General features: G+C 45.4%; 23 protein-coding genes. 4 read left to right on the top strand and 19 right to left on the bottom strand.

All coding sequences use genetic code 11. From position 1 onward, the window contains the following. Nucleotides 1–62 precede the first annotated feature (62 nt). Nucleotides 63–1,406 (bottom strand): glycosyltransferase family 2 protein, encoded by a 1,344-nt coding sequence (locus H9630_RS01190; protein ID WP_191713666.1) that lies wholly within the window; start codon nt 1,404–1,406, stop codon nt 63–65. 221 nt (nt 1,407–1,627) lie between these two features. Here H9630_RS01190 and H9630_RS01185 point away from each other — a divergent pair, with 221 nt between their 5' ends. Then, nucleotides 1,628–2,380 carry an SDR family NAD(P)-dependent oxidoreductase gene (locus H9630_RS01185; protein WP_225218310.1) on the top strand — a complete coding sequence of 251 codons (753 nt, stop codon included), beginning with the start codon at nt 1,628–1,630 and terminating at the stop codon, nt 2,378–2,380. 206 nt (nt 2,381–2,586) lie between these two features. Here H9630_RS01185 and H9630_RS01180 read toward each other — a convergent pair whose 3' ends face one another. From H9630_RS01180 to H9630_RS01145, 8 genes are all read right to left on the bottom strand, one after another. After that, nucleotides 2,587–3,354 carry a response regulator transcription factor gene (locus tag H9630_RS01180; protein ID WP_225218357.1) on the bottom strand — a complete coding sequence of 256 codons (768 nt, stop codon included), beginning with the start codon at nt 3,352–3,354 and terminating at the stop codon, nt 2,587–2,589. Next, nucleotides 3,338–4,594 carry a sensor histidine kinase gene (locus H9630_RS01175; RefSeq protein ID WP_191713664.1) on the bottom strand — a complete coding sequence of 419 codons (1,257 nt, stop codon included), beginning with the start codon at nt 4,592–4,594 and terminating at the stop codon, nt 3,338–3,340. Before H9630_RS01175 ends, H9630_RS01180 begins: the two co-directional genes overlap by 17 nt. Nucleotides 4,595–4,818: 224 nt before the next feature. Further along, nucleotides 4,819–5,256 carry a GlcG/HbpS family heme-binding protein gene (locus H9630_RS01170; protein WP_191713663.1) on the bottom strand — a complete coding sequence of 146 codons (438 nt, stop codon included), beginning with the start codon at nt 5,254–5,256 and terminating at the stop codon, nt 4,819–4,821. A gap of 18 nt (nt 5,257–5,274) precedes the next feature. Beyond that, nucleotides 5,275–5,604 carry a glycerol dehydratase reactivase beta/small subunit family protein gene (locus tag H9630_RS01165; protein ID WP_191713662.1) on the bottom strand — a complete coding sequence of 110 codons (330 nt, stop codon included), beginning with the start codon at nt 5,602–5,604 and terminating at the stop codon, nt 5,275–5,277. After that, on the bottom strand, nt 5,601–7,436 hold the full coding sequence (locus H9630_RS01160; protein WP_191713661.1) for a diol dehydratase reactivase subunit alpha: 1,836 nt from the start codon (nt 7,434–7,436) through the stop codon (nt 5,601–5,603). The genes H9630_RS01165 and H9630_RS01160 overlap by 4 nt, the downstream gene beginning before the upstream one ends. A gap of 5 nt (nt 7,437–7,441) precedes the next feature. After that, entirely contained in the window at nt 7,442–7,888 is a 447-nt protein-coding gene (locus tag H9630_RS01155) for a diol dehydratase small subunit (protein ID WP_191713660.1), read from the bottom strand. Between the two features lie 12 nt (nt 7,889–7,900). Further along, on the bottom strand, nt 7,901–8,479 hold the full coding sequence (locus H9630_RS01150) for a propanediol/glycerol family dehydratase medium subunit (RefSeq protein WP_191713659.1): 579 nt from the start codon (nt 8,477–8,479) through the stop codon (nt 7,901–7,903). Between the two features lie 13 nt (nt 8,480–8,492). Then, complete coding sequence (locus H9630_RS01145; RefSeq protein WP_191713658.1) at nt 8,493–10,160, bottom strand: propanediol/glycerol family dehydratase large subunit; 1,668 nt, start codon at nt 10,158–10,160, stop codon at nt 8,493–8,495. 497 nt (nt 10,161–10,657) lie between these two features. Between H9630_RS01145 and adh the strand changes: the two genes are divergently transcribed. After that, the gene (adh, locus tag H9630_RS01140; protein WP_191713657.1) at nt 10,658–12,178 is read left to right on the top strand and encodes an aldehyde dehydrogenase; all 1,521 of its coding nucleotides are present in this window, start codon (nt 10,658–10,660) and stop codon (nt 12,176–12,178) included. Nucleotides 12,179–12,350: 172 nt separating this feature from the next. Here the strand turns inward: adh and H9630_RS01135 are convergent, their stop codons facing one another. From H9630_RS01135 to H9630_RS01110, 7 genes are all read right to left on the bottom strand, one after another. Continuing rightward, the gene (locus H9630_RS01135) at nt 12,351–12,548 is read right to left on the bottom strand and encodes a hypothetical protein (RefSeq protein WP_191713656.1); all 198 of its coding nucleotides are present in this window, start codon (nt 12,546–12,548) and stop codon (nt 12,351–12,353) included. Between the two features lie 36 nt (nt 12,549–12,584). Next, nucleotides 12,585–13,631 (bottom strand): IS1096 element passenger TnpR family protein, encoded by a 1,047-nt coding sequence (locus tag H9630_RS18935; RefSeq protein WP_404825515.1) that lies wholly within the window; start codon nt 13,629–13,631, stop codon nt 12,585–12,587. Further along, the gene (locus tag H9630_RS18775; RefSeq protein ID WP_404825514.1) at nt 13,625–13,999 is read right to left on the bottom strand and encodes a plasmid pRiA4b ORF-3 family protein; all 375 of its coding nucleotides are present in this window, start codon (nt 13,997–13,999) and stop codon (nt 13,625–13,627) included. The genes H9630_RS18935 and H9630_RS18775 overlap by 7 nt, the downstream gene beginning before the upstream one ends. Nucleotides 14,000–14,191: 192 nt before the next feature. Continuing rightward, nucleotides 14,192–14,488 (bottom strand): putative quinol monooxygenase, encoded by a 297-nt coding sequence (locus H9630_RS01125; RefSeq protein ID WP_191713655.1) that lies wholly within the window; start codon nt 14,486–14,488, stop codon nt 14,192–14,194. Nucleotides 14,489–14,519: 31 nt separating this feature from the next. Further along, nucleotides 14,520–14,948 carry a MarR family winged helix-turn-helix transcriptional regulator gene (locus H9630_RS01120; RefSeq protein WP_191713654.1) on the bottom strand — a complete coding sequence of 143 codons (429 nt, stop codon included), beginning with the start codon at nt 14,946–14,948 and terminating at the stop codon, nt 14,520–14,522. Nucleotides 14,949–15,063: 115 nt separating this feature from the next. Further along, a complete protein-coding gene (locus H9630_RS01115; RefSeq protein WP_191713653.1) occupies nt 15,064–15,702 on the bottom strand; it encodes a nitroreductase family protein in 639 nt (212 codons plus the stop codon). A gap of 384 nt (nt 15,703–16,086) precedes the next feature. Next, nucleotides 16,087–17,148 (bottom strand): S-layer homology domain-containing protein, encoded by a 1,062-nt coding sequence (locus H9630_RS01110; protein WP_191713652.1) that lies wholly within the window; start codon nt 17,146–17,148, stop codon nt 16,087–16,089. A 236-nt stretch (nt 17,149–17,384) separates the two neighbouring features. Between H9630_RS01110 and H9630_RS01105 the strand changes: the two genes are divergently transcribed. After that, nucleotides 17,385–18,758 (top strand): LA2681 family HEPN domain-containing protein, encoded by a 1,374-nt coding sequence (locus H9630_RS01105; protein WP_191713651.1) that lies wholly within the window; start codon nt 17,385–17,387, stop codon nt 18,756–18,758. Nucleotides 18,759–18,951: 193 nt separating this feature from the next. Here the strand turns inward: H9630_RS01105 and H9630_RS01100 are convergent, their stop codons facing one another. Then, the gene (locus H9630_RS01100; RefSeq protein ID WP_191713650.1) at nt 18,952–19,227 is read right to left on the bottom strand and encodes an excalibur calcium-binding domain-containing protein; all 276 of its coding nucleotides are present in this window, start codon (nt 19,225–19,227) and stop codon (nt 18,952–18,954) included. A 989-nt stretch (nt 19,228–20,216) separates the two neighbouring features. Here H9630_RS01100 and H9630_RS01095 point away from each other — a divergent pair. Continuing rightward, a complete protein-coding gene (locus tag H9630_RS01095; RefSeq protein WP_191713649.1) occupies nt 20,217–21,320 on the top strand; it encodes a ketopantoate reductase family protein in 1,104 nt (367 codons plus the stop codon). A gap of 77 nt (nt 21,321–21,397) precedes the next feature. Here H9630_RS01095 and H9630_RS01090 read toward each other — a convergent pair whose 3' ends face one another. Then, the gene (locus tag H9630_RS01090) at nt 21,398–21,964 is read right to left on the bottom strand and encodes an NADPH-dependent FMN reductase (RefSeq protein WP_191713648.1); all 567 of its coding nucleotides are present in this window, start codon (nt 21,962–21,964) and stop codon (nt 21,398–21,400) included. Then, nucleotides 21,961–23,034, bottom strand: a complete 1,074-nt coding sequence (locus tag H9630_RS01085; protein ID WP_191713647.1) for an LLM class flavin-dependent oxidoreductase — start codon at nt 23,032–23,034, stop codon at nt 21,961–21,963. The genes H9630_RS01090 and H9630_RS01085 overlap by 4 nt, the downstream gene beginning before the upstream one ends. Nucleotides 23,035–23,130 lie beyond the last annotated feature (96 nt).

Raw genomic sequence — 23,130 nt, 5'->3', positions numbered from 1 at the left:
AATTTTTCTTAAGCGGTTTTTTGTAATAATAATGAACGAGCGTACTCATGCTAGTCATTTACCTATCCAACTTTTTTAACTCCCTCATTCGTTTTTTGGGTTTCATTCGACTCGACCGATTCTACTTTTTCCAAGGTTTCCAGGACTGTGTCAACAACCATTGCATGGGCCACTTGAAGCACCTCTGGTATGCCATTTACAGCCAGGGTTTCGGGATAGATGGAAACCAAGCCGGTTCGTTCCACTTTATTCCATGAGTGGTTGTGCTGAAACAGGTAAGCAACCGAGCCATAGACGAAATAATACGTATCCAGCATCCGATAAGTGGGGTATTCAAGAATTGAAAAAACGAAAATTTTAGCATAGTCTACGAGTGAATACCGATGGTCATATTGCATGGCGATTCGGTAAGCAGTCAAACGCAGGCAGATTTGCAAAGTCGCTGTCATAATCAACAAGATCAACGTCAGTCCCACCAGATCCCCAGTGAAAAGCGATACGATGAGCGCAAATGTGGTGACAATGCCAACTACTCCAGGCAGTAAGGCATCCAAAATCATAAACATCACGAACTTCATCCCCAGGTTATGGACTTTATGTTTGTTGTAGATTCGCAAGGAATCGAGAAACCCTTTCTGCCAGCGGACACGCTGCTTAGACAGATTCTTAAAGTCAGCAGGAACTTCGGTATAGCATTGCGCTTTCGGAACAAAGAGCATTTTGCTGTTTTTGTATTTTTGATGGATGAGCTTTTGAAAGTTGAGTGTGATTTCCATGTCTTCGCCAATCGTTTTCTTATAGCCGCCGACTTCAAACAATGCGTAATTCCGAAATGCACCGAATGCGCCGGATACGACGGACATTAAGCCGAATTTTGCTTGCACCAGGCGTTTGACATAGAACGACATCATGTAATCAGACAATTGGTATTTCACCAGGCCTTTTCCTTTAAATTCCGGATGGCCTCCTTTGTACATTTGTCCAACATGCACCATGCCGCCGCTCGCGATAACCAGAGGATCCTGCATCGCTTCATTGATGTGCATAAGCGAGTTTTTCTCCAGTACGCTGTCGGCATCAAGCGTAATGATGATATCTCCCGTTGAATGGTCAGCCCCTGCATTCAAAGCATCGGCTTTGCCGCCATTTTCTTTATCAATTACATGTATGTGGGGATACAGATCGGAACAATAGGTCATTTTAACAGCCTCGTACTCAAGCTTATTCATTGCAGGAAGTGGACATTCCCTTAATTGCAGCACGTCCATCAACAAAGGAATGGACCCGTCTTTTGAGCCGTCGTTAATAATAATCAGCTCGTAATTGCGGTAGACCAAATTACGGAAGCCATCCAGGCAACTCCTTAAGACCATTTCTTCATTGTAAATTGTATGGGTGCCTGGCACACACACAATTACATAAACACACGAGCTTAATACGCATCTTTTACTTTAAAATAACCAACTTCAGCTAGAAGCTGGTTGTTTTTCTTTCTATAATAATTTAATAATGAGGGTGTCGGTTCCACCCAATAACCCCTATTCATTAATATCAGCTATATTACTAGGAGAATAAGAAATGTACCTCAGTAATTATTCATCAATTCTGAAATTAACAGGAGGAATGTATGGTGGGAAGATTACAGGAAAAAGTAGCAGTGATTACAGGCGGAGCCGGAGGAATCGGCAAAGTCACAGCGAAGCGGTTTTTGGATGAAGGAGCGTCAGTCGTCTTGGTCGACCTTTTTGAAGATGCGCTTGCTGAAGCGAAAAAAGAACTGGGCGAAAGTGTCTTAACGGTCCAAGCAGACGTTTCCAAGGAAGAAGACGTCCAGAAGTATGTCGATGAAACCGTGGAAAAGTTCGGCAAAATCGATATCTTTTTCAATAATGCCGGGATCGAAGGCAAAGTTACACCGATTACCGAACAAAAAGTGGAGGATTTCGATAAAGTCATTGCCGTCAACGTACGCGGCGTCTTCTTAGGGCTTCAGAAAGTATTGCCGGTCATGATCAAGCAAAAATCCGGCAGCATCATCAACACCTCTTCGGTTGCAGGACTTGGCGGATCGCCGAACGTTTCGCCTTATATCACATCGAAGCACGCAGTTGTCGGTTTGACGAAAGCGGCAGCAGTGGAAAACGCTCCTCACGGAATCCGCGTCAACTCCATTCATCCGTCACCAGTCAACACACGCATGATGCGTTCCCTGGAAACCGGTTTGGAAGTGGATGAAGCCACGATGGCCAAGAGCATTCCGCTCGGACGCTACGGAGAGTCGGACGACATCGCGAGCCTGGTAGTGTTCTTGGCATCCGATGAAAGTACGTTCATTACAGGGTCGCAGTACCGGATCGATGGCGGTATGGCGGCGCTTTAAATTATAAAATCGTCTACTATAGCAAACAGCCAGCTTCTTGCCGAAGCTGGCTGTTTTTTTGTAATCAGGCATATAAATTTTGTTTCTGGTTATCATTCATCACCACTCCGCATACACATTTTAACTCCATATCCTTTTGGAAAATTAGGCCATAATGAAGAATTAATCAAGCAACCTGAATTAAATAAAAAGATGGGCTATAGCATTTACATCAGGAAATTGCTAAAAGAATTGATTCTCTTTTTCCTGTTCGAAAAAATCTGTTGCTGATACTGGCTAGGACTAATTCCTTCATATTTCTTAAAAACCCTTGCAAAATAATTCGAATCAATAAACCCACACTTTTTACTTATTTCTACGACCTTGTCTTCACTTGAATAACTAAGATAATGCTTCGCTTTTTCAAGTCGGCAAGCCGTAATGTATTGTGTAAGTGTATGATTGGTTTCTTGCTTAAACAGTCTGCTGAGGTATTGGCCATTAAAATGAACCATGCTCGCTAATGCGTCCAACTTTAAATCTAAGTGAAGGTTCTCCTTTATATATTCGATGACTTTATCAATTTCAGGATGTCTATAAGGTTCATGGAATTCATAAGAGTTCAGCACCGGTCGTTGCTGGATTGGAATATGTTTTAGTAAGGCTTGGACGATATCTGTGGGGTGAGCCGGCTTTAAAAGATAGTCGTTAACTTCTCGTGGAATCAGTCCATCAACAAAGCTGAATTCGTCGTTCGCTGTCAAAAAAATAATATGGCATTCCGGTAAATCTTTTTTGATTATTTTCGCAGCTGTTACGCCATCCATAACCGGCATTTCAATATCCATGAGCACCAAGTCAATTTTCTTCTGTTTAGCCAAATAGACCGCATCTACGCCATTTTTCGCTTCCACAAATTGATCAATGGCTAACTTTTCTTTTTTTATAATCATCGACAATACTTCTCGTTCCAGCGGCTCATCGTCTACTATCATGAGATTCAAGGGCATCCACCTCCACCACTGCTGGCAATGTAATTTGCACCGTCGTTCCCCTGCCTATTTCGCTCTTAATATCACTTATGCCATATTCTTTGCCGAAGTAATGCTTTATCCGTTGTTGAACATTATTCATACCAATCCCTGTAGTATGGCTATTGCTTTTCTTTCGGGCAGCCGAAAAAATAGTAGCTATTCTATCTTCCGATACACCTACCCCTGTATCGGAAATTTCCAGTATGACATTGCCTTCTTTCAAATAACCATGGAATTTAATTTTCAGGTCTCCACTTTGTGGTTCTAAACCGTGAATGATAGCGTTTTCAATAAGTGGTTGAATTGAAAATATAGGTACTTTAATCGCCTCAGCATCTATTTCCAACAATTGTTCATATTGGATTTGATTGCGAAAACGTGACTGCTGGATCGTCAAATAACTTTGGATATAGTCTAATTCTTCTTTTAACGTTACGGGTTCGGTGGAACTGCGTAAACTGTATCTCATAATTTTTGCCAATGAATATGTTACATTTTGTGTTTGCTCAGCATTTTCCAAATAAGCAATCCGAGAAATTGTATTTAAGGTATTGAATAAAAAATGCGGATTGACTTGCGTCTGCAATACCTTTAGTTCTGTTTCCTGAAGAAGAGACTCTAATTGAATATGCACCTCCAGCTCCTTCATCAGTTTGTTGTTCAATTCTTCTTCAACCATGTGGGTAGAACCTATTTTCACAATGTAATCCGCAACCAATTGCAACATCTGCAAAGTCGAATCGATTCGCCTTTGACTTGAAAACTCTATCTCCTGCACATACTGCTCAAGTAATTCTTTCTCAATGGAAAAATGTTTGAACTGTTCACGCATAAATTGAATTTGCTTTTTATCCTGCGGTTCCATCAATACTTGGCCACATAAAACAGAGCCGAGATGGTGCCCGTTCAGAACGATGGGTGCAGCTAAATCAATCAAGCCGGCGTGACAATAGTGAACAGTTGGTTTTTCTTGCAAAACTGCTTGGCGCCCTAAGCTTTGATCCGACAAAGCGCAACATTCCCCCCCTTCTTCCGTTGAACGCATTTTAGAACAAAAGTTGGTGAAGTTTGAGGGGTTCGTAATAGGTTGCCCGTGTTCATCTGCAATAATAACCCCTAATCCACTGGCTACTGCAAAACGTTCCTGAATCTCCTGAAGAACCTCGACATTCACAAGTTGGTTTAGATTGTATGCAGTCAAAGTCTACCCCCCATACCAATTCTGAATATTTCTTCTTTTCAGAAATTGTTTTCCTCTATTATAGCTTATTTAATCTTTATAAAGAAAGTTTTGAGGTATTATCTGCTCAATCATTTATCATCGAAGTCCTATAAAAGGAATGTAACTTCTCCAAAAAGACCTTTAGGAGTTGGGAAACTCCTAAAGATCTTTTCGGAAACACAGTATAACCGTGCCCATTATTTTTAATTGGAAACGTCTGCTGCAGTCTGGCTGGATTTCTCCAACCCATCCACTGCAGCTTTTGCTACTTGAATATCTTCTTTAACGGAACCTCCACTGACCCCTACGGCACCAATAATCGCCTTATTTTCTTTCAACGGAATTCCGCCTCCAAAAATAACCACACGGCCGCTATTTGTTGTATTGATACCAAATAACTCTTGTCCATCACTTGTTGCCTTCGCTAGTTCTTCAGTTGGCATTTTCATAGCGACCGATGTCCAAGCTTTGTTTTGAGCGATGTCGACACTTACTAAAAGCGCGTCATCCATCCGATGGCAAGCCACAAAATTGCCTCCCTCATCCACAATACTGATCACCATGGGAACGTTGATTTCGGCAGCTTCTTTTTCTGCAGCCTCAATCATTTTTTTCGCTAACGCTAACGTAAGTTGGCTCATTTTTTTCATCCCTTCTTTTTATAACGTTAAAGACAAACCTTTGACCAAGCGGGCTGCATTCTTTCCAGCCTTTCGACTGCTCTTTAATTCTCCCCGCAGATATGGTTTGTCCTTTTCCAGTTTTTCATGCTGCACACAGATATTTCCGAATCGGTCGATTCCGATGCCAACCTGCAGCGGTGAATTTGAAGCAGCCTTCGCTGACAATTGAATGCACGTATCCAGCTGCTTTTCTTCTTGAAGTAAATAGGGAACGCCTTCTTCTTCCAAGCCTGCACAAACTTCTTTCAGTTCATCCAGCTGAATGTCATGATGGAGAATCAGTACATAAACTTCCCTCAGGCTCATTGGACGACCTCTTTTCCAACAGAAGACAAGATTAAACCAGTCGCCACTGCATTCCGGGGACCTTCAGTTCCTCGGATATTAGCAAAGCCAGCTACTATTCCAAATCTCCCCAACTCTTCGGTAATCATCTGTGGAATTTCAAAATCCAAAGCTGATCCCCCCAGCATGACAACGAAAGATAAGTGCTTCAAATTTCCAGTAGGCACAACTCTTTTAAGGGCTCTGAGCGAATTTGTCACAAACACACGCCGCTTGGCACTTCGGCGTATATCGCGTACTTTCTCCATCGATAACTTATTCGGCAAAGGGGTAAGATCGTTTTCTTCGCGAATCAACACTTTCCCAAATGTATGTGGAGGAAATGGCGTTTTCGAAAAAAGAATCGTCCCGTCTTCCAATTGCATATGGAATAAACTTAGGACTTTGCCTAATGGATTTTTTTTGATTTTTTCAGCCAGCTCTTTATTGTCTAAAGCCAATTCTGAATTGATCAGCATCGTCACCATGTCTCCGGCACCTGCCAAATGGATTGAAGTGATTTTACTGGATTCACTCATTAAAGCCGCATCAGTCGAACCGCCGCCCATATCTAAAATGACAAGAGGCTTTCTGGTGCCCGGAGTAGTTAAGGCACCACGAATTGCCATATCTGCTTCAATTCCGCCTATTTCTACCGCTACGCCTATTTCCTCTTCCAGTAAAGAAGCTACTCGCTGCACTGGAACTTTATCTGTTTTTACCATCGAAGCCAAAGCGACGCCGCTTTCCATCGACAGTTCACCAGCCATCGCCCCACTGATGCTCGTTGGAATGACTGCATCCACTGCCAGGAAATCAGAAATCATGATTTCCTCAGCAGCTTGTCCAGTAAGTTGCGCTAAATCATAGCGCAATCCATTAAACATTCCCCCGACATTCGTGCCGGTTTCTCCTCGGACATCTTGAAGAACCCCCAGCTTTTCATACGTACTCATTATGGATTCGGCCCCATCATTGATGGATACTTCCAATTGCTGCTTATTAGTTCCTTTTAAGATGACACGTCCTGCTTCTATCTTGCGCTCCACCACTTCTCCTTGAGGAGTGCGTATGACCACAGCGGAACGATTTCCTACCAAGGCTTTTGCAACCAACGCAATTTGTTTCGTTTGGTCGGGATCAAGATTGAACACGGTAGAAAGTCCATAGGGATTGCTTAATGTTCGAATGACATAACCAGGTAAAGCAACTTCAATCGCAGCCAATTTGCCCAGCGGCACTTTTTCAATCAAGGAAACTTCATCTACAATGGGTATCTCTTTCGTTAACCTGTTATGAATCAACACACCGTCATCTTTTTGGACAATAGCCCCTGTAATGATGATTCCATCTTGCTCTGCCTTATTTATCCGATGAGCAGCCCATTCATAGTCAAATTCCTTTGGAATAACGACAATGTATTCCTGCTCCTTATTCTCTATTGCAGTCAGCTGATCAATTATAACTGTGATGCCAATCCCCATACCTGCTCCACCTGGCGTATCCGGATTATGGCCAATCATCGAAGACTCCGTGATGATCGTTTCACTAATCAAATCCATTGCTAAATCGCCAATTACAGGAACTGCATCATTCAAACGGATCGTTTCAATATCCTTTAATGAAATACCTGCCTTTTTGGCCGCTTCTTGCAATGCAAAGCGTATGCCTTTTACATTATCTATCGTTCCTTTAATTCCGGTAGTTTTAACTAAATGTTGAGAAAGAAAGACAGCGTGATTATCTTCTATTTGTGCGATGGCAACTTCCGTTGAGGAGTTGCCAATATCTACGCCCGCTATTAATTTTTTCATAGCACTCAGTCCTCAATTTCCTTTAATCTACCTCTTCTTTCATAAACGTCTGCTGCTTCCCGGATTAAACTGGCGTTCTCTACAGCACCGTATTCTTCTTCCAATTCTTGAGCGATTTTCAGCAGTTCTTCTTTGCTGGAACGATTTGGCCGCATGGCATTGTAAATTTCCAATATACGTGCGTCGGAAATATTGATCATTTCAGCTGCACGGCGGAAATTTTTAGCCAATTGGTTACGCCCTAAGCTTTCACTGATCTCTGCGTGCATCTCTAAGGTTTTCGGGCTGATTCGCATATCCGTTCCTTTAATCTCACCCGATATAGCTGCATTCAGTGTTAACTCGTCATAGGCTTTATCCGTTGTTGTAAATAGTAAATCAGCACTTTTCGATCCTAATGGATAGTCTTCCTTTGACAACCTTCTCTTTTTTTCCTGGATTGGGTTTTTCATTTGCAATTCCTCCTATTCAGTAATTGAAAATTCCACTTTGAGTTCAATCGGCTTCTGGTTTGGAACCAGTGACTGGCATTCTTTTAAGTAAAGCAATGCCGCAATCGCCTGATATTTCGGGCGTGTCATGGCATCATTTACGACCAACACAGGATTTGGACTTTCTCCTAACGCATATTTGGCAGCATTTTGCCCAATCTGCCGATACATTTCCAAGGTAATGACCGGAGACTGTGGAAATAGTTCAAGATTGCTTAACGGATCCAAATCACGTTGATGGATCACTACGGTTCCCCTCGACTGTAAGCCAATGCTGATTCCTGAGCCGCTCAGTTGCGCGGCACCATGTGCCATAAAAGCCAAGTCAGCGGTGCGTAAACTTCGAATGACTCGTGGAACAGCTCCTTGTTCTTCAATTCCTGATAAAATCTCACGGAGAACAGAAGCATGGTCTACTTTGACAATGGTTTTATTTAATTCTTTACCATACGCTGGCCCCAGCACGACCATCACTTCACGTGGATTTGAACCTTTTTGTGCATTTCCTTCTTCTGTTATCTTCATATCGATATAAAAAGTCGGTGTCGTCATTTGAAATTCCCCCTCAGTCAAAATCTTGTGGACTAATCGCTTGGCGAATATTTTTGATTTCTTCCCAACGTTCAGGGCTTAGGCGGTAGCCAGTCCCCGGACCGCTGTAATCGTTTTCATCGTTTACCGCGCTCATAACGTGATTGTCTTTATTGATAATCGCAGAAGTATGGAGGTAATCGCCTGCAACACGCTGTTTTAACATATCGAAGATCCGTTCGGCTGTTTGCCGATACCCTCTTTTTTCCAATACAAGTGCTATATCAAAGCCTGAAATGCCATCTCGTAAAATCTGTTCGGCTGACTTCAAGTCTTCTACGACATTTCTCGTCGGCATATCTTCACTGCTATTGGCGTAAGTGGCGGCTTCCACTTCTTCGTCAGTAATAGCAGGGAATCCCAGCTCATCGAAAATTGCCTGCATAGATTTTGCAGCCTGATAGCGTGCTTCAATCACGCTTTCTTCATCTACTGGCTTTAATCCGCCGTCTACCATCAAATCCCGTTGAATGATTAAATAGTCATCTAAATCACTTGAATCCATATTCGATCCAGCAAACATGTCTTCATTGTTTGGCACCGCACTGAATCCAGCAAAGATAAAATCGGTCCCAGGAAGCATCTGGCAAAGCATTTTAGCCGTACGGCGAATTTCCGAATGCGAAAACGTTTGATCGTTCCCAGAAGCTACTTCCAAGTCAAATATTGTCGTAGCCAAGTTTTCAGCTAAAACTGCACGGAGTCCACTTGGAACTGAGGCAGGTATACCGATGCAGCTGATTGATCCATTCTGTAAGCCTTGAACTCCCGCACCTTTCGCCATCATGACACAACGAATTTCCAAATAAAGCATGGACTTCCCTTCGGCTCCAGCCATTTGCACTTCTGAACCTGTCCCGGATGTGAAACGCATTTTAGCCCCGCGTGACGCATAGGCAGAGGCCAAAAATGACTTAGACCAAGGCGTATCATCACCATCAATAAAAACTGGTTCAGTTCCATAAATAGAAATCGTCTCAGCGTATGAAGTCAGTCCGAGCATAGCCAAACGAAGTTCAGTTGCTTCTTCTAAGGAATCTTGAGTTAAAATCCCTCCTCTTACTGTCTGGGAACCGACCAGTAGAGCCAATGCATTAAATGGAGCGTATCGAACAATTCCAACAGTGGTTTCTTGCTCATCAAATCCATACAACCCTGCTTCTGCAGCATCCGCAGCCATCAGCACGGGATTGTCTCGAACATTTGTTACATGGCATTGATTGGATGGTGTTTTTCTGGCCCGCATCTTTTGTAAAGCCATCATCATTTCTACGACGTTCATGTGATTCAGGACTTCCAGCAATTTTGCAGGTGTCACCCCTTTCGACAGTTCGACGATTTCAGAACGGGGGACGTTAATATCGACAAGTTTTCTGGCAATCTCTACACTGTCCAGCGCCATAACTTGCTCTGTAATTGATGCATCAATTGTATAATCGGAAATAAATTGATCGAGCATATCGAAGTCTTCTCTCCTCTTGCCATCCAACTCTACGATTCTTCCATTTTCTACTTTAATAGAAGGTTTTGGATCATTTGGACTTTCCATGGCTACAAATCCCGTCTCTGGCCATTCTTGTACAAATCCGTCTTTATTGACTGGTCTTTCTTCCAAAATTTCAAATCTTTTTGAACGTTTCATAGAGAATCTCCTTCTTTCTGTAATAGGTTAAAATCAATAGGTTTTGCAGAAACGATTCTTTGATCGAGTGTCTATCATTTCCTTCTGTATCGCGCCCACTGGAGCAGTAAATAATTCAGGACTAAACTCTCTGGCTGGTTTCATAGCAAATCCTGTTAGAGAACCGAAAGCATCCCCTCACACGCCATTACCATTCTAATTTCCAAAAGGAATAATGCCGCTTGGAATCCACTTTTTGTACGTCACTGACAAAATATACTCTCACTTCAAGGTTAATGAAACGAACCTCCTTTTCTAGCAGTTAACTTATTATAATTTTCCGTCTTTTTAAAGTCTCTGGATTTTAACTACTCTCATTAGCATTATTTTGATGTCCTCACTAAACTGCATTGAATAATTCTGATTTTTTTGACATTATAAAAACGAACCGTTCTATTTATCTTTTCTTATAAGGAAAATGTCTAGTACGGTATTCCAATTCAAAGGGAGGAATTACAATGGTCTACGCAATGCCAAACACAGAAGGTTCAAATATGACGTTTAAAGAGAAGTACGAAAACTTTATAAATGGTGAGTGGAAAGCGCCGGTAAAAGGACAATATTTTGAGAACGTTTCACCGGTCACCGGCAAGAAGTTTACAGAAATCGCCCGTTCGACCGCTGAAGACGTGGAACTGGCGTTGGATGCAGCGCACGCGGCAAAAGATGCCTGGGGGAAAACGTCGGTCACTGAACGCGCCAATGCCTTATTGAAGATTGCGGACCGGATGGAGCAGAACCTGGAAATGCTGGCCGTTGCGGAAACATGGGATAACGGCAAAGCGGTACGCGAAACATTGAATGCCGACATCCCGTTGGCCATTGACCATTTCCGTTATTTTGCCGGAGCGATCCGTGCGCAGGAAGGTTCGTTAAGCCAAATCGATAACGATACAGTCGCGTATCATTTCCATGAGCCGCTTGGTGTTGTCGGACAGATTATCCCGTGGAACTTCCCGATCTTAATGGCTGTCTGGAAGTTGGCACCAGCTCTGGCTGCCGGCAACTGTGTGGTATTGAAACCCGCTGAACAGACGCCCGCAAGCATCCTGGTATTGGCTGAACTGATCGGCGACATCCTGCCTCCGGGCGTGCTGAACATCGTCAACGGTTTTGGTCTTGAAACAGGCAAGCCGCTTGCATCCAGTCCACGAATCAGCAAAGTGGCATTTACAGGTGAAACGACGACAGGGCGTATGATTATGCAGTACGCTTCACAGAACTTGATTCCGGTGACGCTGGAATTGGGCGGCAAATCACCGAACATCTTCTTTAAAGACATTATGGACCAGGACGATGCTTTCCTTGATAAAGCGATTGAAGGATTTGTCATGTTCGCTCTTAACCAGGGGGAAGTCTGTACATGCCCATCCCGCGTGCTGATTCAGGAAGATATTTATGATGAATTCATGGAACGTGCCATCAAGCGCGTGGAAGCAATTAAGACCGGCAACCCGCTGGATCCGGAAACGATGATGGGAGCACAGGCTTCCACTGAACAGATGGAGAAGATCCAATCCTATTTGGATATCGGCAAGCAGGAAGGCGCTAAGGTTCTGGCTGGCGGCGACCGCAATCACTTGGACGGCGAGCTGTCTGAAGGCTTCTATATTCAACCGACCGTTTTCGAAGGCCACAACAAAATGCGGATTTTCCAGGAAGAGATTTTTGGGCCTGTCGTATCAGTAACGACTTTCAAAACGAAAGAAGAAGCGCTTGAAATTGCCAATGACACTTTATATGGACTGGGTGCAGGGATTTGGACGCGCGACACCAACACGGCTTACCGTTTCGGGCGCGGCATCCAGGCAGGGCGCGTATGGACGAACTGTTACCACCAATATCCGGCCCATGCCGCATTCGGCGGTTACAAGATGTCCGGATTCGGCCGTGAAAACCACTTGATGATGCTGAACCACTACCAGCAGACGAAAAACATGCTGGTCAGCTACAGCGAAGACAAGCAAGGGTTCTTTTAAACAGAAATGCTAGTTAAAGTTGCAAATTTCCTTAATACGAAAAGCCCTACCTTGGAAACCCTATGGTTTCCAAGGTAGGGCTTTTCTTCATACAATTATTCTTTAAAGGATTGACGAACTTCTCAACACATCAGCATATACTACTTATTTGACAAATCACGTGCCCTGCCGCCTACACCGGAAACAACAACGGAATCCCCGCTTTGGCGAAGTCGCTGAACTTATAGCCCCCTGCGGTCATGAAGAGTGCGTTAGTTGACGATGCGATTAGGGTTGCAAATGCCGTACTCGATGACACCGCGATGGCGATTGGGAACGTCACCGGGTTAACGTACATTGATACGTCTGTAATTGAGTGGGTGCCTGGCACGCACTCAATTACAGGGGACAAGTCTTGTCAACCTGCTCAAGCTCCGCAACATTTCTTATACTTCTTGCCGCTGCCACATGGACACGGATCATTGCGGCCCACTTTTACACTGTCCTCTGTTATTTCATAGGGCATAGCTGGCAGCGGCATCAAATTATCTCGGTGAGTTAGCTCGACTGGTCGGTTGCCTCGATTGGCCCAATGACGGGAATGATTAGCAAAATTCGAATACAGTCCGACCAGCTCATTCAAATCTTGGTCACTACCAAAGCCGCTGAAATTAATCAATTCTTGCATTGCTTGGGTTGCACCAGTCTCAATCTGCATCATCAAAGATACTTTCTTTAAGGCCTCTTTCAGGCTGACTGACTTGAGCGGATGAAAATGCGGCTCGAGCTTCCGATATAACGCCTGGTAAGCAGCAGTCGGTTCGATGTATAGGTCGTCCGCATACTTCAGCAATTTCTCTTTATCCGGGACGTACCAGTCTTTTCCAGACCCGTTGCTTTCAATAAAGGCTTTTGTCCCGGATTCCATTACCTGTTGATGAATAAAATCCAAGCCATCTTGTCTCACTTGTGATTGCCCCATCGGCTTTTGCCACTCTGCTTCTCTCATGACTCTAAACGCTTGGCCACTTTTTATGTACATTTTGGGGTTCTGCCGGTTGAAGATTTCCAGAACTTTATCGAACGGCACCACACCATACAGATGGGTACAGGCCTTGATATACTTCCAGAACTGCTCTGCATCAAAATCGGCGGGCAATCGGTCCCATTCGGTATCTTTTTCAATCGGACGGTATTTGTCCGTCAATACTTCATAGTTCACGTGGTCAATCTTCTCCCATTCCGTTTTCTTGATTTTTTGGTTAGTGAGAGACTCATTGATGCGGCTCCGGTTGTATGGTTCAAAATATTGCTCTTTGCTCCACCATAACATCTCCTTAAAATCGGGATGCGACTCATCCGCGAGCACTGAAAGCAAGTACTTGAATCCGGTCGCCCCTCCTACATCTTCAGGCGGCGCATCTCCCGCTCCGTCTAATACTGTCGGATAACCGAAATAATAATCCTCTACCACTTCTTCAGACGGATCTCAAATTGCCAATTGTCTCCGAAGTCGTACGTATAGGAAAGTTGGCCATACTTCTCCAAATAATCATCAATTTTAATCGATTGTGGTTTCCGGACAGTTGGTCCGCCCGCACCTTTCTTCTGTTTTTTGAACTCTTCATAAACCTGCGGCTCATTGGTGACCAGCAAATTCTCTTCCGGCAAACGGAATTCATGTAAATGCAACGGCCAGTCCAAATACTCGCTTTGAAAATTTGTTATGCCCTGGATCGCCGCATGCAGCCGTTGAAACGTCGCCCCCGCCGGTATAATGAGACGCCGCCATACAGCCGGCTCCAAACCGATCATTTCCACTTTCAAAATATACGCCTTCATCCACTCACCATCCGTTTTTCTTTTTAGCTTATCATACTAAAAACGGCGATGGACAGTGCAAAAGCGACCTGCTTGCTTACTATTGAGTTGTTTGTAAATTGTTTGCGTGCCAGGCACGCAAACAACTCCCAAACAACTCATACATAAAAAACCGCCCTGCAAAATGCAGAGCGGCATTACAAATTTATAAATTTAGATTTCGACAGTCTCTCCGTTAAACACTTTCAACTCCATTGGCGCAGCCATAAACGCTGCTGCTTTGTCAGTGAAAGCCATGAAGTGTTCGCTTTTGCCGTGGACAGTCGTGGCTTCGAAGTCTTTCCATACTTCCACCATTGTGTAATGGCCGTCCTGCTCGATGGATTTCATCAACTCGTAGCTGATGTTGCCTTCTTCCGCTCGTGTTGCTGGCAGAAGTTCTTTGATTGCCTCAAGAAATTCCTGCTCTTGATCCAATTTTACTTGCATGTTGGCGTGAATGATGATCATTGAGTCTCACCTATCCTTTACTGTTTTTGTATCAGTAATCAACGATGTTGTGTTGCATGCGGTCCAGCATATCAGACAAGACGTCTACTTCCTCCGATGTGAAATCATGGAGCATTTGCTTCACAAATCCCATATTTTCTTTACGGTATTCGACAATCTGTTTGCGCCCTTCTTCCGTCAAGCTGACGAAAATCACCCGATTATCTGCAGGATTTCTTCGTCTTGCCACCATTCCGCCGGCTTCCAGCTGTTTCAAATGGCGCGTAATGGCTGCGCCGTCGATATTGACGGCTTTCTGCAAGGTCGATTGGTTGATTTCATCTGTTTGATAAAGCTGCGACAGCAGTTCATAGCGTGATGCGCTGATGCCTGTACACCGTTCAAATTTGGGGCTGACTTGGTTGGTGAGCCCTTTAAACTGCTGCAGGACTTGTTCCTGTTTTGAAAATGAACACGTCATAACGGGACCTCCTACCTGATCGTTGAGGCCAGTTGATAGCGCGGTTCACTATTCATTGACCTGTCACTAAAGAGTATACACCAACGGACCATATTCACCTGAAATAAACGCTGGTTTAGCTCCAGGTTGTAATCGCCTCTACCGGCAGGCGATAAGAAGGATAGCCTTCATTTACCCCTTTGCCGATGGAAATGAGCATAACCGGAACATAGCGCTCTTTGTCCATGCCGAATACTTCAGCAATCTGTTCTTTGTCGTATCCGCCGATTGGATTTGTATCGTATCCGTACGAACGGGCGACCAGCATCAATTGCATGGCCACAAGACCCGAATCCAGCATAACGGTGTCCTTCATTTGTTCCTTGCTGATCCCTTCAAACAGAGGTGTGAAATAGTTCAATTGCATTTCCTTCACTTCTGCAGGCATATAGCCCAGTTCCACTGCCTTGCCGAAAATCTCTTCGGCATAATCAAAATTATTGAGATCTCCAAAAATGGCGATGACCGCTGAAGAAGTCTTGACCTGATTGCTGTTGAATGAAGCCAAAGGCAGCAACTTTTCTTTTCCTTCTTCACTGTCGATAACGAGAAAGCGCCATGGCTGCAAGTTGATCGAAGACGGTGCTCTGGACGCCTGAGCGATGATTTCGCTCATTTCTTCACGGCTAATTTTCACCGTCGGGTCATATAGTTTGATCGAACGGCGGCCGTTGACGATCTGATCGAAATCATTTGTTACTTTTAATTTTTGCATACTGTCGAAACTCCTTTTTATCTACTGATTGTCAAACCCATATAATTGATGGGTCAATGATTGATGTCTCATACAATATAATACGCCTTTACAAAATATGCAATTCATATGAACTGAGAGATTGAATTCATAAAAAAAGCCTACTCTGCATACGCAGAGCGGCTGGTAATTGTGTGCGTGCCAGGCACCTAAACCTGAGGGCGAATAGTTAACTAGCTGCTAATTTTGAAACTCAAACGTGCGTATTTCTTTTTTTACGTGCATAAGTTTTTTTGAGTAAACGCATTTTATATTGAGCGTGCGTATTTTGCTTTGAACGTGCGTAACTCCGCAAATTGAATTGTGTGCGTGCCAGGCACGCACACAATTCCTCACTATTCCGTCCTATTCCACACTCACCAATTCACTTTCCACACGCCCTTGCGCGTTGATCGATTTAATCGTTGAAAAGCCCTCCGCCATGTAATACCGCAGACCATCCTGCGTCGTCACTTCAGTTGCGTTGGTGAATGTACTGTATGGCGTCTCGACGGTTTTGTTGACACCGGTGATGGTATGGATGATCACTTCATCGCCTAACCCCACATTGAATGTTTTGCCGACTCGGACCGGATAGACGAGTGCGACCTCGTACTCGGAATACGGATAGCCGAATGCGAAGAGCTGATGGCTTTCAAACTCCATGTATTCGTAGGTGTCGCCATCCACTTCGACTGTCCACATGAATCCGTAGGCCATCCCGCCGCGATCCGGCACATCGACAAAGCGGTGGACCGCTGTTGTTCCGTCGGACATGTGATACGTGTAAGTTTTGGTTTTGTCTTTCTGGTAGGAACGGGCGATCGTCGCATCGTTTTTAAATTCCGGCTCCAAGGCGCGCGCGAGAAATGCAGAGAACTGGCCGCGCGTGACAGCCTGTTTCGGCCGAAACGTATTGTCGGGATAACCGATGGTGATGTTCGCCGCCAGGATCTTGCTGATAGCCCCTGTGTAATAAGCGTTTTGCGGCACATCCGTAAACGACTGATTGAGCGTAAACGCAAGGTCAAAGACACGCTCCAAAATCAGCGCCATATCCCCGCGGATGATCGGCGCATTGGGAAGAAAAGTCCCGTCCCCGTATCCAAGGATATAGCCCGCTTCTGCCGCTCCGGCGACATAGCCGCTGGCGTAATGGCCAGCCGCCACGTCACGGAACGGCGTCGCCCGTTTCGTCCCATCGAGCCCTTGCAGTCGGCCGATCATGACCGTCGCTTCGGCACGAGTCACTTGTTGATCCGGACGGACCGTGCCATCCGTATACCCCGTAATCACTCCTTTCTCCATCAAATAAGTCATTTCCTCATAAAACTGGTGATTCTGCGGCAAATCCGGTGCAGCAGCGGCAACAGGCAAGGCTAAAAACAGCGACAGCACAACGACCAGCACACCCATCAGCTTTTTCACGCTCGTCACTCCTCCGTTTAATTGCTTGCTTCTTGACCTTAGTTTAACAGCAAAATCTTACGAATACCTCTATAAATTACTAAAAATTCAGATATTATTAAAACCAGTCAATTCCCTTTAAAATCTGATTCTCCACTCCCAAAACTGAAAACCATAAAATTCCGACAACAAAGGGTGACCCCTGCCCCACACTTCGTTACAATAATAGAAGAAGCACCTATTCAAGGAGGGTTCCCATGTCAACATTACAGGACATTGCCCAATCAGACGATTACGGGCAATTTGATTTAAAAGAAGTCTACCAAGCTGCACAGCTGTTGCTCCAGGAATTCCAGAAAACCCGCACACAGCCGGCAAAGCTCAACGACATCATCAGCCATTTGAAAAAACGCCTGGATGGCCAAACTTCCTATCCACTGGCGATTCTATTGGAAACCAGCCAACTCGGAATCCAGCACCAGCTTCAAAAAGACTGGAACAGTCCAATGAAGCAGCGCCAGCTGTTTCTCTTTGAAAGCTTGCACGCTCAGTTCCGCGCCAAAGTGCCGACCACCATCTGGAATCAAATCTGCCTGAACTACGCAGAAGCGTTGATTTATGTAGGCCGTTCACTTGATGGGCTGGATGTCTTGGAAGATATGATCGAAGCCGAGAAAGATCCATCCTACGAGCGCAAAGACGCTGAGCGCGGCTGGGGGCTATTGTTTTATTCGACGTTCCTGCGCGACAAAGACCAGAAAGCCGAAGCGCTTCACCTGTCACGCGACTTGCTCGACAAAGGCGCTGAGAAAATCAGCAACACCAACGGCCGCGCCTTATATGCAGACCGCCTGAAGCTCGCCGTCAAGATGCTTGAGGAAATCGGGCCAATCGATATGACCGGCAGCTACAAGCCAAACTTTTTCGAAGGCCACGAACGCGAGTACCGTGACTGGTGTGCCAAGCACCGTTTGCTTCTGAATGATGGCAATGAAATCGATCCCAAAGGCACCATGAAAATCGATACGCTGAATTACCGCCACAAAGAAGCCAATGACCAGGAACGCGGCGTCTTCCTCGAAACCTTCATGGACGCCATGGTTTCGGAATTCACAGCGTTGCGCTGGAACTTATACGAAGCACAGGAAAAGAAACCAAGCGCAGAACGCAACGAACAGTTGAAGACCGTCTACCGCCAGTCGTTCTCACTGTTCACAAAAACCGCTCAATTCGTGGCCCATTATTACAAGCTCGACATGAAAGACCCGCGCGCCGGCATGCAGCGCATCTGGTTCGAGGAAGAAAACATGAAAAACTCGCTCAAGCCGTTTATCCGCGACACCAAAAACGGTGCGCTGAAAGCCTTATTCTGGCTGTCGAAGGACATCTTCGGCTACGAGCTGTCCCAGGTCCAGAACGTCGCCACCATCCGGACGCTGCAGCTCCGCGACCAGATGGAACGCAGCTTTGTCCAAGTCATCACCAAGCAGGAAGAAATCGCCCAAGATGGCGAACTCCGCAAGCACCAGATGACGCAGATCGAACTCGAACGCATGGCCATGAGCAATTTGTTCAAAGCACGCAATGCCTTGAGCTACTTAGGGTTTGCGATTGGTTTGGAGAAGAAATAAATAGAAAAAACATCCCAAAAACTTTTTTGGGATGTTTTTTGTTGAGAGTTCTGCCTACAAGGACAGATTATAACTGCCCTCATCCTTCTCTTTAAACGCAAAAATGCCATCTTCGAAATCTGCTGATTTCATCGAAGATGGCATTTTTTTCTATAATTGGTGCTCCTCGCTCATAGAAGAGCCTGGCACTTTTTTATCGCTCGCAAGCAATCAAATCTTTATCCCGATCGCTCTTCTTATTCGCTTCGTACAGAGCTTTGGATACAAACGGCTTGTATTTCGTTGCGCCGCCTTTGTTCTTCACTTTGGAAGAACTGGCAATGCCGCCTTTGTATTTTTTATTGATTTCTTTACAGTTGGCATACGTCTTTGCCTTCACGCCTGCAGCATCTGCCGGCATCGGTGCTGCGCTGATTGTGAAACTCATTACTAGCATTAAAGACATAATAGCAAAACCAATCTTTTTCATAATAAATCCCCCTTTTTCAATTATCGCCTTCGAGTTTTTCCTTTGATAACTTTTACAGCATTAAAGCAACAACATCCAAATATTGTTAGCTAATTCAGTTTAACAGCAAACTCGCAGAGTGACTATAGTCTCAAAATAAATATTTTATCATTCATCAAAAACGAATTATAAGTTACCATTTTTTCGCTTTCATTAGCAACCGCGATATCGCTTCCCACTTCTCTTTTATCACGCCTTTTCGTTTCAAACCGGGTGTTCGCTTTTTCTACAAGAGTTTTAACCGTTCCTACCTGTACAACTTCTATCTCTACCTGCACATCCCCGATCGCTACACGAACAACTCCATTCGCTACCGCAATTCGTCTATCCAAAACAAAAAAGGGGTTGCCGAATCAAAAAACTTCTCGGAAACCCCTTTTATCTACTTGTTCCTTCATTATGACGGATTCTCTATAGATATCGGCCAACCAACCAAAAAATTAAAAATCCAATGGCAATAATGCCAAGCAATAAAGCCGGAAGCGCTAATCTTTTCATCCCTCCATTTCCCCTTCTGCTTCTTTCTTCTGAATGATCAAGAAGAAGAGCCTTTCATTGTCCTGCATCCTCATACGGGATCTTCTCAACTCTTTAACTTTTAAACCACTATGTAAATTCCTTAGTTTTAAAGTACTACAACCATCATAGTTTAATTTAACTGAATATTCAATTATAAATTGATTGATATCATAATCATATCGAATCAAAAGCGAGCCAACCCTCGCGGCGAGTCTGAGATTTCATGAAATACTCCAGGCCTGGAAAATGATATAATAAATCAAATAAATAGCACGCATGTAGAATACTGAATCACATCAATGCCTGCAACTGACCAACTTTACATATCTCTTCATACGTTGAGCTTGAAGCGAAGAACACATTTTCTAAAGAAAAGGAGGTCCACCACTCAAGCCATGGCCGCTTTCCAACATGTTAAAGGAGGGATCCCCATGAAGAAGAACATCCTGATCTACGGTGTCGGGCCCTTCGGCAGCTTGTTCGCTGAACGCCTGGCACAGGCAGGGCATTCGGTTGCCCTGCTTGATCACGAGGAGCGACAGCAAGAATTGAAAACGTACGGAATTGTCACCGAAAACACGGAAACTGGCGAACAGACGGTCACACACCTGCCAGTCGTGGACCACTTGAACGAAAAAGACCATTATGATTTGGTTATCGTGCCGATGCGCAAAAATCGCGTGTCCGAGATTCTCCCTGCCTTGGCTGCCAATAAAACCATCCCCACGTTTCTGTTGATGATGAACAATGCAGCGGGGCAGCAGGAATTCATTGACGCACTCGGCAAAGAACGGGTCATGGCCGGTTTTCCGCATCCCGGCGGCTTCAAGAAAGGGCATGTCATGCACATGATGCCCGTTGAAGAAAAGAAACCGATGGCCTTGCCAATCGGCGAAGTGGACGGCAGCGTGACAGCCAGAACACGTGAAGTGGCAGAAGTGCTGAGCTCGATGCGCGGCTTCCGTGCGGAGATTCGGACAGACATGGACGATTGGCTAAAGACGCATGTCGCTCTGTTGATTCCGACGCTGGCCCCAGCCGTTTACGCGTGCAATACAGACCAAGAACATTTCGCCGCTACACGGGATGCCCATGTGCTGTTGAAACGCGCATTGCATGAAGCACTCCAGGCCACTCAAAATGCCGGAGTCACCATCACGCCTCCTGGGATCCGGGCAATCGAGCGGATTCCCGAGCCGGTCTTTGTCTTAATGGTCAGCAAAATCGCCAAGAGTCCGACCTTTGAAAACGTCATGGGCCATTTGATGAATGTAGCGGATGAAGTCGAGCATTTAACCGACGAGTTTTATGCCATGGTCCGGCCGGGCCATACCGCGATGCCGACGGTGGATCAATTGACCGCCTACACGTATGGCAAGAAACAGCCGCTTTCTTTCGGTTCAAAAGAAATCCCTCTCCGTTGGGGAGGCATCTACGGTCCAGCCATCGGCATTTCAGCTGCTGCGTTTCTGGTGAAACTGGCGAGAAAACAACGAGGTCACCATAGCCACGAATTCCATCAGGGACATTTCTGAACGTTTGAAGCTCATGTACTGAAGAGATCAAAAAAAGACGCCGAATTTCCGGCGTCTTTTCTCGTGATCCCATCCAATTAAAAATCATACTCCGCTTCTTTTTCCTCACGGATCTTCGTGAACGTTTCCGTCAAGACCACCGTATCTTCCGCCAAACGCTCCAAGCGCATGAGCACATCGTGGTTGATGATTTGTTTCTGGTGAAAATCCACTTCTTCAATGAAAACAAAAGTTTGCACCATCTGCGCTTTCATGTACGCAAGAATCGGCTTCAACTGGGTGTCCGCCACCAAATAATGCTTGGCGGATCCTGCTGTTACCAGCATGCTGACGACTTTGTCGCGGAACGCATTGACCGGAAGCAAGTCAAAAATATTTTTCAACGCTGCCGGAATCGAAGCCTGGAAAATCGGCGTGCCGATGATGATGGCGTCCGCTTCCATCAGGGTCTTTGTCACATAGCCGGTGTCGCCACTGTAATCCAAATAGTTCCGGCCATCGCTGAATTCCATTTTGTAGTCTGCGAGGTCAATCAATTCCGTTTCCACTTCCGGGTATTTTTCCGCCATCACTTTAAGGGTGGCGTCCATGGCGATTCTTGTTTTCGAGCCAATTTGGGAACCGGATAAGCCAACAATCTTCATGCCTGCCCCTCCTTGTTTTTAGCGGTGTATTTCTTGATGGCCGGCAGGATTTCCGTACCGATCAGTTCCAGGTTCTTCTTGATGTTGTCCATCGGCATGCCGCCAAAATCGATTTGGGCGATATAGCGCTGATGGCCGAACATTTCATGCTGATGAAGGATTTTTTCGATAATCTGCTGGGGGCTGCCGATATTCATGATGTTGTGCGGATCGACGCCTTGTGCGAAAAGCTGTTTCGGGAACCCACCGCCGTTGGTGCGTTTCATGCCTTCATTGATGTGCGGGTACAGCTCTTTCAGCGCCTGCTGGGAAGATTCCGCCGCATAGAAAAATCCGGCTGTCGCGATCGGCAATTGTGCAGGGTCATGCCCGCCTGCCCGCGCTGCTTCACGGTAGCTGTCCACCGTCCGTTTAAATTGGGAAGTCGAACCGCCGAGATGCGCCATGAACATCGGCACACCTGCATAGCCCGCTTTCATCGCACTGGCCGGCGTTCCGCCCACTGCACGCCAAATCGGCAACGAACCGTTGACCGGACGCGGAAGCACTTGTGCATCACGCAGCGGTGCACGGAACTCCCCGCTCCAATTGACGGTTTCGTTTTCATTGATCAGGCGAAGCAATTCGAATTTTTCTTCAAACAATTCTTCGTAGTTGTGAAGATTGTAGCCAAGCAGCTCAAAAAGCCCGACACGGGAAGCGCGCCCTGCCACAAGTTCCGCACGGCCGTTGGAAATCAAATCAAGCGTCGCAAAGTTCTCGTAGACCCGGACCGGATCGGACGTGCTGATGATCGTTGAAGAGCTGGCGATTTTGATTTTCTTCGTCGCCTGCGCGATAGCCGAAAGCACCACCGCATGCGCTTGTGTCGCGAAAAATTCCTGATGGCTTTCGCCCACACTAAAGAAGTCAACGCCTGCCTGTTCGGCAAGCACCGCATAGTCGATAATGTCATGAATGCGCTGTTGCGCAGAAATCCGTTCCCCCGTCGCCGGATTCGGGAGATGATCTCCCAGTGTATAGATGCCAAACTCGATGCCGTCATCTGGATTGATGCGATATTTTTCCATTGATAGTTCCACCTTTCGAATAAGTTCATCGTAACATGCAGTGGGCAATGCCCAACTTTTGTAGCCTCACTGCTTCCAGTATAAACGCCAATCCCC

It is taken from the genome of Planococcus wigleyi, assembly GCF_014836985.1.
Classification (GTDB): domain Bacteria; phylum Bacillota; class Bacilli; order Bacillales_A; family Planococcaceae; genus Planococcus; species Planococcus notacanthi.
The sequence above is the reverse complement of the archived record's forward strand: the minus strand, read 5'-3'. Positions and strand labels throughout refer to the sequence as shown.